This window comes from Streptacidiphilus sp. MAP5-3, from assembly GCF_041262505.1.
Taxonomy (GTDB): Bacteria; Actinomycetota; Actinomycetes; order Streptomycetales; family Streptomycetaceae; genus Streptacidiphilus.
Genome location: NZ_JBGCCL010000003.1, coordinates 53870 through 71210 on the forward strand (window position 1 = coordinate 53870; position 17341 = coordinate 71210).

General features: G+C 69.6%; 19 protein-coding genes. 2 read left to right on the forward strand and 17 right to left on the reverse strand.

Annotation, left to right across the window (positions count from 1 at the left end):
* Positions 1-336 precede the first annotated feature (336 nt).
* The 13 genes from ABH928_RS06675 to ABH928_RS06735 all read right to left on the reverse strand — a co-directional run bounded on the left by ABH928_RS06675 (position 337) and on the right by ABH928_RS06735 (position 11872).
* The gene (locus ABH928_RS06675; RefSeq protein WP_370063102.1) at positions 337-3075 is read right to left on the reverse strand and encodes a LysM peptidoglycan-binding domain-containing protein; all 2739 of its coding nucleotides are present in this window, start codon (positions 3073-3075) and stop codon (positions 337-339) included.
* Positions 3072-3515, reverse strand: a complete 444-nt coding sequence (locus ABH928_RS06680; protein WP_370063104.1) for a TadE/TadG family type IV pilus assembly protein — start codon at positions 3513-3515, stop codon at positions 3072-3074. Before ABH928_RS06680 ends, ABH928_RS06675 begins: the two co-directional genes overlap by 4 nt.
* Positions 3512-3952 (reverse strand): TadE/TadG family type IV pilus assembly protein, encoded by a 441-nt coding sequence (locus ABH928_RS06685; RefSeq protein WP_370063106.1) that lies wholly within the window; start codon positions 3950-3952, stop codon positions 3512-3514. The genes ABH928_RS06680 and ABH928_RS06685 overlap by 4 nt, the downstream gene beginning before the upstream one ends.
* 7 nt (positions 3953-3959) lie before the next feature.
* Positions 3960-4391 carry a TadE/TadG family type IV pilus assembly protein gene (locus ABH928_RS06690; RefSeq protein ID WP_370063108.1) on the reverse strand — a complete coding sequence of 144 codons (432 nt, stop codon included), beginning with the start codon at positions 4389-4391 and terminating at the stop codon, positions 3960-3962.
* A gap of 43 nt (positions 4392-4434) precedes the next feature.
* Entirely contained in the window at positions 4435-4671 is a 237-nt protein-coding gene (locus tag ABH928_RS06695) for a hypothetical protein (RefSeq protein ID WP_370063110.1), read from the reverse strand.
* Positions 4672-4716: 45 nt separating this feature from the next.
* Entirely contained in the window at positions 4717-5628 is a 912-nt protein-coding gene (locus ABH928_RS06700; RefSeq protein ID WP_370063112.1) for a type II secretion system F family protein, read from the reverse strand.
* Complete coding sequence (locus ABH928_RS06705) at positions 5625-6518, reverse strand: type II secretion system F family protein (RefSeq protein ID WP_370063114.1); 894 nt, start codon at positions 6516-6518, stop codon at positions 5625-5627. Before ABH928_RS06705 ends, ABH928_RS06700 begins: the two co-directional genes overlap by 4 nt.
* Complete coding sequence (locus ABH928_RS06710) at positions 6515-7696, reverse strand: CpaF family protein (RefSeq protein ID WP_370063116.1); 1182 nt, start codon at positions 7694-7696, stop codon at positions 6515-6517. The genes ABH928_RS06705 and ABH928_RS06710 overlap by 4 nt, the downstream gene beginning before the upstream one ends.
* A 241-nt stretch (positions 7697-7937) precedes the next feature.
* Positions 7938-8750, reverse strand: coding sequence for a hypothetical protein (locus ABH928_RS06715; RefSeq protein ID WP_370063118.1), 813 nt, complete (start codon positions 8748-8750; stop codon positions 7938-7940).
* Between the two features lie 6 nt (positions 8751-8756).
* A complete protein-coding gene (locus tag ABH928_RS06720; protein WP_370063120.1) occupies positions 8757-9455 on the reverse strand; it encodes an SAF domain-containing protein in 699 nt (232 codons plus the stop codon).
* An 83-nt stretch (positions 9456-9538) separates the two neighbouring features.
* Positions 9539-10135, reverse strand: a complete 597-nt coding sequence (locus tag ABH928_RS06725) for a hypothetical protein (protein WP_370063122.1) — start codon at positions 10133-10135, stop codon at positions 9539-9541.
* Between the two features lie 290 nt (positions 10136-10425).
* Positions 10426-10980 carry a hypothetical protein gene (locus ABH928_RS06730; protein ID WP_370063124.1) on the reverse strand — a complete coding sequence of 185 codons (555 nt, stop codon included), beginning with the start codon at positions 10978-10980 and terminating at the stop codon, positions 10426-10428.
* Between the two features lie 307 nt (positions 10981-11287).
* A complete protein-coding gene (locus ABH928_RS06735; protein WP_370063126.1) occupies positions 11288-11872 on the reverse strand; it encodes a hypothetical protein in 585 nt (194 codons plus the stop codon).
* A gap of 178 nt (positions 11873-12050) precedes the next feature.
* Here ABH928_RS06735 and ABH928_RS06740 point away from each other — a divergent pair, with 178 nt between their 5' ends.
* On the forward strand, positions 12051-12500 hold the full coding sequence (locus tag ABH928_RS06740; RefSeq protein ID WP_370063128.1) for a hypothetical protein: 450 nt from the start codon (positions 12051-12053) through the stop codon (positions 12498-12500).
* Positions 12501-12800: 300 nt separating this feature from the next.
* A complete protein-coding gene (locus ABH928_RS06745) occupies positions 12801-13082 on the forward strand; it encodes a hypothetical protein (RefSeq protein WP_370063130.1) in 282 nt (93 codons plus the stop codon).
* Positions 13083-13221: 139 nt separating this feature from the next.
* On the opposite strand, the gene ABH928_RS06750 is transcribed toward ABH928_RS06745, so the two are convergent.
* The 4 genes from ABH928_RS06750 to ABH928_RS06765 form a co-directional block, all read right to left on the reverse strand.
* Positions 13222-13521: a hypothetical protein gene (locus tag ABH928_RS06750; RefSeq protein ID WP_370063132.1), complete on the reverse strand. Its 300-nt coding sequence runs from the start codon at positions 13519-13521 to the stop codon at positions 13222-13224.
* Positions 13522-13757: 236 nt separating this feature from the next.
* Positions 13758-14195, reverse strand: coding sequence for a hypothetical protein (locus tag ABH928_RS06755; protein ID WP_370063134.1), 438 nt, complete (start codon positions 14193-14195; stop codon positions 13758-13760).
* Complete coding sequence (gene mycP / locus ABH928_RS06760; protein ID WP_370063136.1) at positions 14195-15244, reverse strand: type VII secretion-associated serine protease mycosin; 1050 nt, start codon at positions 15242-15244, stop codon at positions 14195-14197. The genes ABH928_RS06755 and mycP overlap by 1 nt, the downstream gene beginning before the upstream one ends.
* 1768 nt (positions 15245-17012) lie before the next feature.
* Positions 17013-17336: a hypothetical protein gene (locus ABH928_RS06765; protein ID WP_370063138.1), complete on the reverse strand. Its 324-nt coding sequence runs from the start codon at positions 17334-17336 to the stop codon at positions 17013-17015.
* Between the last annotated feature and the right edge of the window lie 5 nt (positions 17337-17341).

Here is a 17341-nt window from a genome sequence, read left to right on the forward strand (position 1 = left end):
CCGGCCAAGCCTGGCGCGGGCGCAGGGGCAGCAGAGGACGAACGGCCGACGAGGGAGAGGGGAACGAAGAACGGTGGACAAGCCGGAACGGCAGCAAGGGCTGCGAGCGGCCGGGCGGAGTACGCGCGGGCGAAGACCGGGATGCTGGGCTCCCGGTTGGTGAGTCTGGCCCGCTCCTGCCGCCAGAAGAGGCCATTTGACGTGACGTTATGCGCGCGGCGGGGGCGTCCTGTCTCTAGCAGGACGGGGTGTTGGAGCCCCTAGGCAGGAGCGGCAAGACGGGACCGGCGACGGGACACGTTGCAGCGCGGGTTTTGCGATCGCGCCAGCGACGTGTCAGCGACGGGAGGCCCCCGCAACCGGGCGCTTGGCGGCCACCGCAGTCGGCCGCGGGCCGGCGAGTAGCTGCTGGAATGCGTCGATGACCGCGGGTGTGGTGCGGACGCCGAGGTCCTGGCAACGCTGCTTGAGCAGGTTGAGGGTGCGGCGCACCGCTTCGGGCCTGCCCAGTTTGGCATGGAGTCGAGCCTGACGGAGATAGAGCTGCTCGTTATAGGGGTCGAGGTCCACCGCCCTGGTCAGGTAGGCGAGGGTCTCCTCGGGATCCTGGTCCGCCTGTGCCGTGAGGACGGCCAGCGCGTCGAGGGTGCGTTGGCGCAGGTCTTCGCGGTGGATCTCCAGCCATTCGGCGTCGCTGGCAGCGTGCAGCACGCCTCCGGCCAAAGCCACTGCCTGACGGCAGGCATCGAGTCGTGCGTCGCGGTCGTGGCCGGCGGCGTGGGCCTGTTGGAAGGCTTCCCGCAGGTCGTCGAGGTCGCTGGAGTAGAGCTGTGGGTCAAGCCGCCAGATCCCGCCAGCCTGCACGAAGACCGCGAGGGAGCGCCCCGAGCCCAGCGCGGAGCGCAGAAGGGTACGGGCGGTGCTCTTGGTGTTGTCGAACGTGGCGGCTGCTCCGTCGGCCGTGGCCTGGGCGGGCCAAAGCGCGGTGGTGATCGCCTCCTTCGTCTTGCCGTTCCGGTGGACGGCGAGGTAGGCGAGAAGGTCTCCGACGTTTCCGTGCACCCCACGCTCCAACGCCACTCCTCGGACCGTCACGGCCAGCTGGCCGAGCAACGTGAGCCGAACCGGGGCTACCACGAGTGCCCCCTGGGTGGGTGGCTGCTGGGAGAGGACGGACGCCGGCGCCCTCGGCGGGTTTGCGGCTTCCGATGAACCGGGTTCTTCTAGCGTCGGCTCATCGCGGAATTCCGCCCGGGAAGGCACTGAGACCGAGTCGGGCGGCTCCATTGGTTCTGCGAATTCTTCCGCTTCGTCGTTTTTCCTTTCGGACAACTCTGAATCTGAGCCGCCTCGGATTTCGGTTTTCGGAAGCAGAGCGATGTTCTCGCGGACCAGACGGAGAAGAGTCTCGGCGGATTCGACGCGAAGGTGGAAGAACCGGACCGCTTGCTCAGTGTTCGTCCCGCTTGATTCTGCGTCGAGTACGGCGTGACCGTCGGGGTCGACGGTCACCTCCCAGACTCCGGGGAGAGGGTCGGGGTGCACGGCCGCAATGACATTGGCTTGGTCGGCGCGCAGAAGTGCGGTGAGGCGCTCGTGCTCCCCGAGCGAGAGCGCCCCGATCAGCACCAGACGTGGGGGTGGCCCGACATCGGTCTGAGCGGCGGTCCGTACGGCTCTCAAGGCGTGGGCCTCGAGTGCGGTGAGCGCCGCTCCTGCGTCCGGGACCACGTGAAGGCGAGGCAGTTGGGCACCCGTCAGGGCAGGTGCAAGTTCGGAGAGTTCGGGGGCGGAGATCACGAGTTCCTCGCCTGCCTCGGCCGCGGTGATGGCGGTGGCGAGCATCGCGCGGACGACATCGGCGGCGCCGGGGCCGGTCAGCGCGACGCGGTGGTCGGCGGCGCGGGCCAGAAGCTGGCCGAGGTTCAGCGTCCTGCCTTCGTCCGTGGCGACGGGGGTACCGGCCGAGGGAACGAGGGTGTTCGGATTCAGGCGGTGGAGTTGGCGGAGGGCGCAGGTTAGCGGGTCGTCCTCGGGGTGTGTCGGTTCGGGGATCTCGTACGGCTGCGGGGCTCGGGGCGCATGCGGGCGGGCGCGCCGTCGAGCCAGCGCCCTGCCCGCCAGGGCGGTCAGCGCGGCGAGGAGGGCGAGGTCGATGTAGCCGCCTCCGGCGGGAAGGTGGACTCCTGAAGAGCTGGTGGCGGCGTGGGCCGAGTGCTGCGGCCTGGACGGTCTCGGGCTTGGTTGCTCCGGGGTGGCGGTTCTTCCGGACGTTGGTGGGCTGATGGGCGGAGGAGTACCGCTGGTGGCGGTGACCGGCACCGGTGCGGGCGTCGGGGCGCTGCTCGTCACAAGTGGCAGTGCTGGTTGACCACCCGTCGTCTGGACGGTGCTTGAGGGCAGTTGCAGGGTCCAGCCGGGGCAGATGAGGTCGGGATCGCTCAGGGTGCGACCGTCGGCCTGCGGGACGCCGTGGTTGAGGTGGTAGATCTCGCGCCAGCGCAGTGGGTCGCCCAGGTGGCGGCGGGCGAGGTCCCAGAGCGTGTCTCCCTGACGGACCACCAGGTTGCTTGGGGCAGCGTCTTCACGGTGTGCCGCTGCTGGCCCAGGTTGAGCGGGAGCGGTGGCCACGGCGCGAGTGGACGGCATGGGGGCGAGGATCGCCCCGGCGGGCGTCTGCGCGTGAGCGCGCTGTGTCGCGAGGACGCCGAGGACGATGGCCGCGACGAGCACTCCGGCGATCCCTTTGCGCGAGGCCACGGGAGCCAGGTCGCCTCGCCGCAGGAGGCGCGGCAGGTGCCGTGCGTGCCAGGCCAGTTCTCGCACGGTGGTGCCGCACAGGACCGCCCAGATCAGCCAGCCCGCGAGCACCAGAACCGTCCACGCCGTGCTCGGCAACGGGTGCACGGCTGTGCGGATGACCTCGTCGATCTGGTTGAGATGCTCCGGCAGCAGACCCCTGCCCCAGCGCGTGAGCGCGTACGGCATGCCGATCAGCAGCCCGGCGAGGAGGGCCGCAGAGGAGGTCGCGCGAACGAGTGCTGCCGGACGGGACCGGCGGCGAAGGGCAGTCACGGTGAGTTCGTCCCGGTGGCGGCGTGGGCAGTGGCGGTGCCGTGTTCGGTCAGCGAGGTGACTCCGAAGAGCATGAGCAGATGCGTGGGTGTGTGCACGGTGACCGTCACGGTGACGTCTGTCTGGTTGGCGCTCGCCTCGCCCGTGGCACCGGTGCCGTGCAGGTAGTCGAGGGCGGCCTGCTGTGCCTGGGCGGGGTTGAGGCGGACGGCGTGGTCGAAGCGCAGAGTGTCCAGGTCGAGAGCCTGGGCGCCCGCGCGGGCGGCGTCTTCGGCCTGGCCGAGTGCTTGGACGCGGGCTGTGAGCGCGAGTCCCCCGTCGACGACCAGACCGGTGAATCCGAGCAGCGTGACGAACACGATCGCGGTGAAGGCGCTGACCATGCCGTCATCCCCGGAACGGCCGTCCAGGAACCGGCGCAGGCGCGGTGGGCGGCTCACGGGGCGTTTCCGATTGCCCGGTAGGCGTCGAGCGGACTGCTCGCCGTGCTGGTGCTGGTGTGGTGGACGCCGGGCAGTGGGATGCCGAGATCGGTGAGTGCGGTCGTGCATGACACGGAGACGGTGACCTTTCCGCCGGGCATGAAGTCGCTGGTGTCCACCTGGGTTCGCGGATCGCGGCAGGCCAGGCCGCCGCGGTTGAGCGCGTCCGCCGTGGTCTGCTGCGCCGCGGTGACAGCCTGGTCCGGAGTCCGGGCCAGGGAGGCGGCGCGGGCTGCCTGGTGAGCAGCGTCGGCGACCTCCAGGTGGGTGGAGACAGCACGTCCCAAGCCAACGGTCACCAGGAGGAGGACGAGTAACAGCGGGGTGACCAGCACCAGTTCCGTACTGGCCGAGCCCCGGTCAGCCTGCTTGCTGTGGATCTGCGGTGGGGCCATGCCCGGCTCATCCTCCCGACGCGGTGGGCGTGGTGAACTGCTCGACGCTGCCGTCGGCCTGCGCGCTGACGTGCAGGTGCACGCCGGGGATCACGGCGGTGGCCACTCCGCTGATGTCCACGCGGACACGGTCGGCGTCGCGGGTGACGTCGACCTGCGGATTGCGCAGGCTCCCGCCGGCGAGCGCAGCCAGCTGTGCACTCGCCTCGTTGCGCCCGTCGCCTGCGGATGCTCCTTCGGCCCGGGCGACGGCGAGTGCCCGGTCGGCGACCGCCTGCGCGATGTGCTCAGCGTGCTCGGCGACTGCGAACTGAACGATCCCGAGCAGGATCAGCAGCAACAGCGGCATCGCGACGACGAGTTCGGCCGTCGCCGCGCCCCGGTCCGACGGCTCTCCGGGACGCCGCGCCGTGATCGTCCGCCCTCCGGGCAACCTCATATCTCTCTCCCATTCCTGACTGCTTGTGCGGCTTGGGAGTTGGCTACATGTTGATGGAGTTGACCTTGGCCATCAGCTTGTTGCCGAGCGCGGTGACGACCGCGATCGCGATGAGGACGAGCAGGGCGGTGATCACGCCCATCTCCGTGCTGTAGCCGCCGTCGGCGGGCTTCCGCCGGACTGGGTCGGACGAGGCGGTGAGCTTCGCCTTGACGGTGCGACAGGCGAGGTGCGTGCGGCTGACGGCGCGCAGGGCGGCGGCGGAGAGGAACTCGGTCATTGGCGGGGGTCTTCCTGTGATTGGTTCGTGGATCGGAGTGGATGGCTACAGGCCGCGGAAGGCGTTCACTGCGGCCGGGAAGCCGATGAAGAGAAGGAAGCCGGCGAGGAGCAGTACGACGGGCAGGCTCATCCGTTCCGTGGCGGCGCTGGCGTGGGCCTCGTCGTCGGCGAGCAGGCGCACGCGGAGTGAGGCGGACATGGCGGTCAGCGAGGCCCGGACCTTGGCACCCTCGCTCCCGGCGAGCTGCGCAGTGCAGGCGAGTTCCTCCAACTCGCCAACGCCGAGGCGCTGTCCAAGCCGGGCGAGTGGGCCCCACGGCGGGGTGCGGGTGATCGCCGCCTCGGTCAGCGCCTGGCGGAAGTCGGCGAACGCCGGGCCTTGTCCGCTGGCCGCCGCCTGCTCCAAGGACTGCAGCACGCCTGCCCCGCCGGACAGCGCAATCACGGTCAGCTCCAGGAACAGCGACAGTGCGTGGCGCGCCTCGGCCCGGGTCTCCTTCGCACGAGCGCGGACGGTCAGGTCCGGAGCAAGGAATCCAGCCGCGCCCAGCACCGGAGACATCCACGCCCAGGGTGACCAGCTGGCCGCAGCTCCGAGCAGTGCAGGCAGCAGGACGCAGACGTACGGGAGGACGAGTCCGGCCAGCGTACCGGTCGCCTTCTCCGCCAGGTGTCGCTGCGGACTGATCTCCAGTGTCGTCAGGTCAGCGGCCGTCCGCTTCCCCGGGAGGCCACACGCGACAAGCAGCGGCACAAGCGGACGTCCTGCCCGTACCGCCCAGCCCTCGCCTTCCGTCGCTCCCGGAGTTTCGACCTTGGGGTTCGGTTGTGGGGGCTGAGGTGCAAGCCGAGCCAGCGCCACGCTCAAGGCGTCCTCACGGGCAGGTTGCAGGGCGACGACGAGTAGCCACACGCCGAGCGCAATCCCCGCGGCGTAGAGCAGATCGAGGATCACCGCACGCCTCCTTCGCCCTGCGGCGCGCCCTTGGGAGTCCGGCGCAGCAGGCGCGGTGGTTCGGGAAAGGACCCGATCTTCGCGATCCAGTGCAGACCTAGCGCGAAGAGGCCGCCGACCCCGAGCAGCGCCAACTGTCCGGTGCCCGTCTGGTACGGGGCCAGATAGTCATGGTTGATGACGCTGAGCGCGAGCGCCAGCAGCAGCGTGGTTGCCGTGATCACCCGGGTCGCGGTGCGGATCCGTGCCCGGGAAGCGGCTGTCCTCACGCGGGCCGTCACTTGCGCCCGAGCGGCGGACGCCAGCGCCGTCAGTAGTTCGCCGAGTCGGCCCGCCTGACGCCCGCCGGCCCCGATGAGCGCGATCACGACCAGGTCCGCGACCGGGTCCGCCAGCTCTTCGCCGAAGGCGGTCAGCGCGTCGGGAAGCCGCACGCAGGAGTCCAGACGCACGACCAGGGTGGCCAGGTACGGGCGCAACGGGGCTGGGGCGAGTTCGGCGGTGGCACGGATGCCTTGCTCCAGCCCGGCCGCTGCGGCCAGGGTGTCCCGCAGCTGTTCCGTCCAGGACGCCAGTGCCTGGATCCGGGCTACTCGTTCGTCGAAACGCCGGTCCGGGCCGAGCAGTGCGGGCAGCTTCCAGGCGGCGAGCGCCCCGAGCGGAGCCATCACCGGCCAGCCGGTGAGCACCAGCCCAGCCCCGGCGCCAGCCGCCGCGCCCAGCACGCGCCGACCGGGGCGCTCGCCGCCGAACCGCTCGAACCAATCGGCGGCACGCGCCCGTAGTCCTTCGCCTGCGGGTGCGGCGGAAGTCAGCGCCGAGACGAGCAAGGTCACACCGCCTGCGAGCCCGCCCGCGCAGGCCAGCGCCCACGGGTCCACGTTGCTCACATCGACCACCCGATCCCGGTCGAACCAGCTCCAAGACCCGTGCGCACGTGCCCCGTTGCTGAAGTTTCGGCGGCGCGGTCGAAGAGCGCCTGTGTCTCCTCCAGCAGCTGACAGGCTCGGACCGCCCGGCGGTCCGGTCCCGGTGCGAACACCTCGTTGGACACCACGTGGACTCCGTCCGCTCCGACCACCTCGCGGATCGACGCGACGCAGCGCTGACCGTCCGTGTCGCGCTCCAGGTGCACCACGAAGTGCACGGCCGAGGCGACCAGCAGGTTGGTTGCCTCCAGCGACAGCCGCTCCGGCGCCTGCGCGGTGTAGGCGGCGAACTTGGTGAACACCCCACGGGAGGACGAGGAGTGAACCGTCGAGATGGACCCGTCGTTGCCCTGGGACATCGCGTTGAACATCGGCACGACCTCGGCGCCGCGCACCTCACCGACGATCACGCGATCCGGCGACATGCGCAGCCCCCAACGCACCAGCTCCGCCTGGTCGACCGCGCCGACGCCCTCAAGATTCGCCTCACGCGCCTGGAGGGCGACCGTGTTCGGGTGGCGGCCGTCGAGGTGCACTCCGAGCTCGAAGGTGTCCTCGATCGTGACCAGGCGCTCGGCCGGATCGATCTCCGAGATGAGAGCCCGGGCCATCGTGGTCTTGCCGACGTTCGTCCCGCCGGAGACCACGATGTTGCGGCGCGCCTGCACCGCCAACCGCAGGAACTCCTCGACTTCCCGGTCCACCATTCCCAGGCCGCGCAGCTCGCCCAGCGACACCTGAGGGAACCGGTGTCGCCGGACGGACAGGGCCGGGCGTTCGCAGACCGCCATCAGGGCGAAGAGCCGCGAGCCGTCCGGCAGGCACAGGTTCAACCTCGGCACCGCCCGGTCGAAGCGCCGCTCCTCCTGCCCGCTGCGCGCGGCCACCTCGCGGATCAGCTCGACCAAGGCGGCGTCCGAGGAGGCGATCGCTCCCAGGCGCGCCCGCCGTCCGTCGGCGTAGCACACGAAGACCTGGTCGTGCCCGATCACGTCGATGTTCTCGATCTCCGGATCGTCCAGCAGCTGCTGCAGGCCCTCCAGGCCGAACAGCGCGTCCTCGGCGCGGCGCAGAACCCGCTGCTCCACCTCGTGGGCAAGCGCTCCCTCGCCCCGGAGCAGCCGTTGTGCGGTCTCCATCTCCAGTTCCTCGCCGAGCAGTCGTTGTCCCAGCGAGCGCCGCTCGACCGGCGAGAACGCCAGCTCGGAAGCCTCTCGTTGGCGCGCTGCTGTGACGAGTCGGGCCGCCACTCGCGACCGCAGCTCGTCCGCGAGGCTCGACTCCTCACCCTCCGGTGGGACCGACCCGGGTGCGGGAAGCGTTGGTTGTTGGATCGTCATGAACGTCTTTCAGGTTGGGGAAGAGGATCGACGGCGCGGTTCAGCGGCCCAGGGCGGTCATCGCTTGATCCAGCGGCTCCGCCATGGCGACCGGCTCAGTGGCCGCGGGATCAACGCCCGCGTCCATGACCTGCGGAAGGAGGTCTAGCAAGCTCGTATGGAGCGCTTTGAGCGCGGTCATCAGCGCGTGGTCCGGCCGCCGCCACGGCAACCGGCCCCGGGGCGGAACACGTGCCCCGCGCAGTAGCAGTGCGTCCACCGGGTCCTCCGGAAGCAGCGCACAGACGCTCACATCCAGCTGCGCCGAGAGCCGTTCCGGCGTGTAGGAACAAGCACCGCGCACAGCCAGGACCACGGGCTTCCCGGTCGCCGTCCACCGGGAGGCGACGTCCGCCGCGTGCGCCAGCGACGCGGGCAACCCCGAGCACACCAGCACCACCGCGTCCGCCCGCGCCAGCAGCCCCGGCGCGGGGTGCCGAGCGAGTGCACCGGCATCCGCGAAGACCAGCACGTCGTCCAACTCGGCCTCGGACCATGCGGAGTCCAGCAACTCCACCGCCGCACCCGCCTGCTCGACGGCCGCCGGGGCCGCCACTACCAGCGCGCCACCGGGCAGCGCCTGCGCGTGCTCGCGAAGCAGGGCCCCGGAAAGCCCGGACCGGTGCGCCGCAGCCGCGAGCGAGACCAGACCCGGCGCGTCCCGGACCCCGAAGTGGAGCTGCACGTCACCGCCGAGGATGTCCGCCTCGACGAACACGCCGTCCAGTCCGTCGCCCGACATGGCGGCCAAGCCGAGCCCCGTCGCCGTCGCCCCGGCACCGCCCTTGGCGGAGCCGACCACCACGAGTGCCATGGCCACTCACCTCCCGTCCGGTGCAGTCAACGCCAGCTGTGGCTCCGTTACTTGAGCCATCTGCGCGGCGTCGGCAGGCGACGCCTGCACCGTGACGACGACCTCTCCAGGCTCGCTCGCCGGCAGTACCGACAGCACCAGCCCTTGAGGCGGAGAGCTGGCCGTGCTCGCTGCGGAGCTCGCGCCGCCGGTCTGGGTAGCCGGTGAGTCAGAGCCCCGGTCGTAGACGACCACGCTGTCCCCGGCCGCCAGCTGAGCCGGATAGTGGCCTTCCTTCACCAGCAGCCCGGTCACCTGAACCCCGGGCGCGGGAGCCGGATCAGCCAACGCCGCACGTGATAGCGGTGCGCCCGCCCACAGGGAGACCGCGACTCGCCTGCCCACCAGGGACGACTCCTCATCCGCCGGGATCCCGGCCACACCGCTTCCCGGTGGGACGGCCACCTCGGTCAGATCCGACGCGCTGAGCACGTGGCCCGCCGAGACCGGGTGGGCCAGCGCCAGGAGCCGAACCCGCTCACCCGCCGACGCAACCCGCCACTGCACCCCGAGCGCGGACACCACCAGCAGGCCCGCCGCCATCCACGCCAACCGCAGATTCCTCCGCCCGGCGACGGGCGCGATGCGCGCGCCTTTCGTAGTGCGCCCTCCGACGTCGTCGCCGTTCTCGGAGCTGCGCCGCCGGCCTGGCAGCTCAGCGCTCACCGACTGCTTCTTCACCAACAATCTCTTCACCTGACTGTTGAGTTCGCCCGTCCGGGATCGCCCGGGACCGGGCTGCCTTCCGATTACGCGCCCGGATGCCCGTTCACGAGCGCCTGCACCTCACGCACCTGCGCCGTCACCTGGCTCGTCGACGCCAGGTCGGGGAACACTCCGCTCTGCCCGGCTCCGTTCCAGGCGACCCGCCAATGGACGGTGGTCGTCACGGTGTACGTCCCGCCAGACGCCGACGCGGACCCGTGCCTGTAGACGTGGCCGCAGTCCGGCGACGGCTTCGAAGGGTCATCCCCTCTGGCGAACGGCGTCCCGGCACCCACGCAGTGGACGGAGGAACCTCCGTCGCCCGGATCCCAGTCCGCCGACACCGGCGTCGCCGTCGCCGTCACAGCCACACCCGGCACCTGGGCGGTCGACGAAACCGGCGACCAGCTCGCGGACGCCAGCCAGAACCAGGTCGGGACGTTCACCACCTGGAATCCCGAAGGGCTCATCGCCACAACCGGCTTGGGCAGCACCAGCTGCTTCTCCGCTTGCAGGGCCACCACCTGCGGGTCCACGGGCGGTGGCGGCGCCGAAGGCTGGCCCACGGGTGCCCAGTTCGGCAGCGCGGGGCCGTTGAGGAGTCCCTCCTCATAGCCACCGCAGTTTCGCCGGTAGAACATCCACTTCGTTCCGTCAGGGGCCGTCGTGGGAGTGCCCACCGGATCGATCTCGCACTGGGAGCCGGATGACCCACCCGTTCCGGATCCGGATGCCCCTCCGGACGAACTCGAACCAGACGGACTCTGCCAGTTCATCTGGGCCCCGAGATCGCAACCGCCTTGCCCCGACCCGCAGGAGACGGTGGCAGACCCGGCCGGCCCGTTGCCATGCGCGTCCGCCCGGTGTCCGAGCGGCAACAACGCAACCACGGTTCCGACCAGGGCAGTCGCCACCCGCCCGACTGGGCGCCTCAGCATGAGCCGGCCTGCGCGAACACCTGCTGCGTCACCTTCCAGTACCCGTCCGTGTCGAGCGTGACCATCGCCTCACTGCGCTCCCGGACGGCCGGCTTGTTGTCCGTCGGCTTGCGTGTCTTGGCGTTCACGACCGGCCAGCTGCTGTTGTCGAAGCAGTCCGCGATCTCGACCTGCGTCGGCTTCGCCCCTGCGCCGACCTTCACCACCTCGGGGTCGATGCTCGGAGCCCCGGTCGTGATCTCGTCGAGCTTGGCGTTGTCGGCCAGCTCCTGGGACCACTGGCTCAGCGGGGCGTAGAGCATGTGAGTGGCCAGCTTCGGATTCTTGTAGCCGTCCGGTGTCTGACCAAGCGCGGCGAGGTCGGACCACATCCCGCGGTAGGCGGCGAGCGCGTCGGCAGCGGCGGCTTGCTGAGCCGGGCTGCCGCTCTGCGAAGCCCAGGGGCTGGGCAGAGCGCTGTCAGCCGAGGCTGCCTTCGTCGGTGAGCTTGCCGCCGCCGGTGTCCCGGACGACGTCGTACTCGAAGCAGCAGGCTGACTAGCGCTCACGCAGCCCGTCAGAACGGTGATTACCAAGGCCCCGCCGACAAGCATCCCGGTCAGGCGCTGGCGGCTTCCCCATCCGTTCATGTGCATCCCTCGAACCTCGGCTGTGTCAGTGGCATATGGCTAACCGTGAGCTACATGTTTAGAAGCTCTCCGTGGTCGAAGGGATCCCCCAGGGCCGGAACCTCACTCCTACGAGCGACAGCAGTCGACCCGCCCAACCGCCGTGAGCTGGAACTTTGGCGAGCTTCTACAACCGCTCCGAAGAGTGACCCGTTGACACACGTTCGAGGGATGGCTCCACTCCCGGTCAGCGCGCTCCATGCCAGAGGACGACTACGAGCGTGCCGAGGAAGAGGTACGGCCCGAGTGCTCTACGGGCCGCCTGCCGCCGGGAAGTGACCAGTCCCACCGCGGCGCTCCCGAACGCGAGAAGCGCGGCTTCGAGCAAGGCCGAGAGGCTCGTGCAGGCACAGACGGGCGCGAGCAGCCCCGCGCTGACCTTCACGTCTCCCCACCCGAGGTGGTCTCCCGGCAGGGCAGCGAGTACGCCGAGCAGGGCCAGGGTGATGACGACCCCGAAGGCCTCGCGGAGGAGAAGGCCCGCTCCGTTGAGCTCGAGGAAGGCAGCGATCAGCACCTGCACAGCGACGAGGACAGCACCGGGAAGCACGACAGCATCCGGCAGACGTTGCAGCCGTAGGTCCACAATGCTGAGGATTGGTCCGAGCACACCCAGGACGCAGATGTCGAGGACGAGTTGGGGGCATTCTCCGATCCGGGCTACGAGCGCCGCGCTCACGAGCATGGCCAGTGCCGCAGCACGACCTCGGTGCTCGCAGAGGAGCTCACCCATCAGCGCCCAGTCGGTGGGTACGGGCGTGCCGGTGTTCACGCTGGGGGCAGAGATTGCCCCGTCGGTCCTGTCTCCCACTCATCGCCTCAGCGGCTTGGCATCCTTGTGCGGCCTGTCCGGTGGACAAGGCTCCCGCCCTGGCGCGTCATGATGGCCGCGTACGGTCTCAAAGGCTACGCCCGCTACGTCCCGTGAACCGCAGCGAAAGGTCCCAGCCGTGTCCGCTAGCACCGCCGACGTCCTCGACGATCTCCGCCTGTTGTGGATCTTCTCCGGGCCCGAAGGCGAGGACACCGGGCTCACTTTGACCGGCTTCGCCGAAGCGCTGGCCGCTCGTGAGCTCGAGCCGTTCACCAGTATGTGGGACGACCCAGCGGATGGAGCGTATGAGGGCACCACGATGACCTTCGGCATCACCTTGGCCGGCCAGGACATCGAAGGCGTCGTCAGCGTGCGCGGCCAGGGCGCGTCGATCCAGGACGCCACCGTCGCCGAGGCCGTGGAGTTCGCCGCGTGGATGCGCGACGCCTTGATCGCCGAGGGAAGGACGCTCACGGCGAACACCCGGCAGGGGATGGAAGACGAACTCTCCGACATCCAGATCAGCGGCCGGACCGACGAGCAACTACTGGAGGCGTTCGCCGACCACGCGCGCATGGTGGCGTAGACACCCGTCGCCGTCGAGGAAGACCACGGCCGCTACTCGTCAACGGTGAGGCTGCCGCGGCAACGTCGTGCGCCCAGGAGACGGAATGAGGCAGCGCCTACCAGCCACCGCTGGACCGACCCCCCCGCGATTCACGCCTGAAGACCTCTGATGACGCGGATGACTCAGGAGACTTGAGTACCTGTGCAGATGCCGAACCTGGAGCCCATGGACGATCGTGGCGGCATGTCTACGTCCGTCGCACCCGGCGCGCACACCACGAAACGTCCCGCCAGCTGGTGGCAGCCACCGTTGGCGTCCATGGCCGTCGCCTCCATCGTGCTGCCGATCGCAATCTTTTTGTGCATGTTGTCGGGGATGGGGACGACCGACACGTGTGACTCAGCAGCCGACTGCCCAAGCGCGTTTGCGGCTCTCGCACGCACGGGGTGGCTCATCATCGCCAGTGTGGTCATGGCGGTGCTGCAGTGGCTGCCCGCCTACTGGATGCCTCGCAAGGGCCGATTGCTGTTGGCCGCTGTGTCGCCTCTGCTCGCGGTCGCCGCCATCGGGAGCGTCTTCGCGACCCCTGCACCACAGTGAGTTCCCAACTGCGGGGATGGACGCCGGGACGGGAGAAGCCCGCTCAGCTGAGCTGAACGGGACTGCAGCGTGCAGACGACCAACGCGCGTCAACCGGGTGGTCGCCGCCGCGATCGAGAGCGTGGCTGCCGCGACAAGATCACGGCGCCGATGTGCTTGGGCCTCTGGGCCGGTCGAGGGGAGTGAGGGGAGTGATGCGGAGGTCGCCGGCCCAGCTCTCGCAGCGGACGGTCCCTGATTCGAAGTCCAGCTCAAGCGCGGTGCGTCCCGTGATCGGCTCCCACTCCTCCCGGGTGGCGAGCACAGTTTCACCGAGGTGACGCGCGAAGGGGGTTTCGTCGGAGTCGAGCTGGACGTCGATTCGACCCCAGTCGCCCATGTCGTAGCCCTCGTAGGGCTCGGCCTGGTCGACCACGAGGCACCAGTCCGTTCCGCTCATCACGTGGGTGGTTGCGCCGTGATCATCGACCAGCCATAAGTCAACCGGTGCGCCGTTCCTCCGGCCCTGGTACACATGCCAGGACGCCGCCAGGCGGACCAGCCGGCGGCCGACCAGCGACCGCGGATCGATTCCGGGTCCGTGAGCTGGGCATCCAGGATCCGAGGGCTCCACGCCCGGGACCGTACCGCGCTTTCGTCCGGGCTCATCTGCCTTTACGGGACAACCCATGCTCTCTACGCGACTGCCCGTGCGTGTTCGTTGAATCCTTCGGCGAGCTGGCTGTCGGGCCGGCCGGTGACCGGGATATCGGGTAGGTCGTCTTCCGTTCCCTGTCGGGTGTTCACCGTCAGCACCGCGCGGTCGGCGACGAGCGCGTCGCGCATCCAGATGGCGAACTCGACCGCCTCAGTCGCGGTCGCTTCCCGCAGCGAGACTCCTTCGCTGCGAGTGCTGACGATGCCCTCAACGAGCTCCCCGGCGAGGGTGATGGCGAACGTCATCGTGGTTCCCGCGTAGGGCCCGTCTGCCGGGCTGTCCCAGATGCTGGTGAAGGGTTCAGGCTCGCGGACGGAGAGTGCCTGTGCGAAGCCGTCCAGGGTCAGGCCGATGTCCTCGCCCTCGGGGCCGGAGAAGATCCACAACAGGCGGGGATCGTCGAGGAGGCCCACCATCAGTACGCACTCTGCCGACGCCGCGTGCGCCGCCAGACCAGGGCCGCTCCTCCAGCGATAAGCGCGACCAGCGCGGCGGCGATCCCGCCGTAGGTCCAGACGGACGCCTGGTGGGCGGTGTTCTGGCTCGCTGCCTGCGGGGGCGCGGCGCTGCTGGTGGGGGCCGAGCCGGTCGCCTGCGGCAGCGGACCGGCTGCAGGGCCCGGCGGAATGTTGAACGTCAGCGCCGCGTCGGGGCGGATGATGCCGTAGCCGTACTTGCTGTCGTGGGTCACACCGTCAGGGTTAATGGCGGACTTGATGAGCCGGTTGACCACCTGCCCCGCCGTTAGGTTCGGGAATGCTGACCGGACAAGAGCTGCCGTGGCCGCGACGTAGGCGGTGGAGTTACTCGTACCGTCCGCGATTGTGTAGGCGGAGTCGCTGCTCGATGCGGCGGCGACCACGCGGACGCCGGGTGCAGTGAGCGTGAGCTGGGCTCCGGTGTTGGAGTCGGGCCAGAGCACGCCGTTGCGATCGGCCGCGCCGACGGAGATGACGCCGGGGTAGGCGGCTGGCCAGTCGAGTTGGCTACCACCTTCGTTCCCCGCAGCCGCGACAACCACCACGTTGTGGGCTTCGGCGTCAGCGATGGCTTGCTCCATGGCAGCTTCCGGCGCCGGGCTCGCGAGGCTCATGCTGATGACCTGCGCACCGTGGCCCACCGCGTAGTAGATGGCGTCGGGAATCTCCTGGGTGTCAAGGTTGGCTGTCCCCGTACTGTCGACGCCCAGCGGCATGATCTCGGCGCCGGGTGCGAGCCCCTCGATGCCCTCACCATGATCGGGGCCATGCCCCTGGCCCGCGATGAGGCTGGCCATGGCGGTGCCGTGGCCCTCCGGGTCGCGATCGGTGTGGCCGTCTCCTCCGGTGCTGAAGTCCTTGCCCGACAGAACATGGCCGGTGAGGTCCTGGTGCGCGGCGCGCACGCCGGTGTCGATGACGGCGACGACTACACCGTTGCCGGTGGAGTGGGGCCAGACGCGATCGGCGGCGTGGAAGACGGTCAACGGCCACTCAGCGCTGCGGACTTGGTCTGCCCCTGCCGGCGCGGCTGCGGTCATCAGGAGTCCGAGCCCAGCGAACGCGGCCCCCAGTGTGGTGGTGCTACGCATCGTCTCCCTCAGCCAGTTCCTTGCCGTTCCGCGCGAGACCGGAGCCCGCCCCAACCACTTGCAGCACGTGCTATTCGATCACAGACGGATTAGCCGTGGACCCGTCCCCCGGATCCTGGCCGGTTGCCGGGCCAGGACCTGCTTTCCCACGGGACGGACGCCTGCCGCCGAGCATGTGGACCACGGGTGCGGAGATGTCCTTCCCGTCATCGGGCGGCAACGGCCGATACGAAGCCGAGCCGCCTTTCACGCCGTCGCAGGGCTCTATGACCGGAGGTTCGAATCGTTCGTTGATCCCGTCGTGTCCGTTGAGCTCGTCGCCGAGTGGTCCGTCCTCCTCCAGGCCGTAGTGCCGTCGCCGTCTCCGGCGCCGGTTCACCTTTCGGCCCGGACCGAGCGCGCCCGCTCCACCCAGTCCGGAGGGTATGCCCTCGGAGCCCGTTGGGTCTTCAGTGCCAGGTGCGGCTGTGGCGCTCGTCGAAGTCGACGACTCTGTGTAGGCAGTGGGAGAACCGCTACCCGGGCGTGCGGTGTCCTCCGTGGGGATCTGACTGTCCGACGGTGCCTGAGCGGAGTCCGTCGGGATCTCTGCCCCTGTGCCTTGAACGCCCTTCACGTCCTCACCGGCCTGGGAGACCTCGGAGTTCTCGCTGCGCCGGCCGGGCCTGCCCCTCACCGCGAGAGAGTCAGCCGCCTCAGCACCTGCTGGACCCGGCCGACGCCCGCCAGGGCCTGCTCCCGGGGCTGTACCGCCGGAGCCCGTACGAGAGGTGGTTGATCCGGTCGGCTCACCGATTCCCGTGGCTCCGTCGAGTTGAGAGGTCGACGTTTCCGGCGAGGCGGCCGAGGTTCGGGTCCGCGCCTGACCGCCACCGACCCAGGTAGACCCTGCCGGTGCCTCCTGGCCAGGAGCCACCGGGGCTTCCTCGACACGGTTAACGGACGATCGAGGGGTGCTCGCGACCGGTTTGTTGCTCGGAGGAGGTGGGAAGACACTCGAGTCCGTCCGCACTGTTGGAGAGGCTGGCTGTCCGATCCTGGCTGCGGCCGACTCGTACTCGCCCTCCAACTCCTGCATGACCACGATGGCCTGCTGGTGACGCTCTTCCAACAACGAGAGCTGGCTGCCGTCGCGCTGGAGCGCGGCTGAACGGCTCATGCCGCTCGCCAGATCCGACTTGAACTGGCTGTCCGAAGTCTCGCTCGTCGCCCACCGCTTGAACTCGTCGACCGTGTTCGGCACGCTCGGCATCCTGCCCTGGGCATCGCGCAGGGCCCTCGCAGCCATGGAAGTACCGTCAGCGGCGTTCAGTGCGTAGTCCGCTCCGTTGCCGAGCGACTGGGCCAGCTCGTCCGCCCGCGCGGAGAACGCATCCGACGCACTGCCGGACCAGTGCTCGGTCGCAGCTCGCGTATGGTCACCCAGAGCCTGCTGCGCCTCCACCAGGGCGTCGTGTATCACGCGCCACTTGTACGAGACGTTCTCCAGCCCGGCGGGATCCGCATCCTGGATCATCTGCCGCAGGCCGACCAGTCCGCCGATGCCGGACGACTCGAAGTCCGTGCAGTAGTTCCCTGCCGCGGACTGTCCGCTCTGTGACGGCGCGCCGCCCACTTCTCTTCTCCCCTGGTGTCAATGCCTCGTAGAACGCGGTGCTGTTGCTCAGTTGCCTCCGGCGGAGTACAGGTCCTGCTTGGTCTGATACTCCTGTTCGCCGTAGGCGTCGGCAGCCTGCTTCGTCTGGCCCGCGTGCGTGTTGATGAAGTCCTGGAGCTGGCCGATGACGCCTTCGAGCCAGTCCTGCATCGTGCCGTGCTGGGTCGTCAGTGAGGCCGCGCCGTCGAAGCCGGTGCCGAGCATGCCGGGCGGCACGGTGGTGTCGTAGCGCGCACTGCTCTTGGGGTGCTCCAAGCTGTCGGCGACCGCCCGCAGACCGCGGACGACCACCTCGAGTTGATCGAGGTTCACCTCGTAGCCCTGACTCATGATGA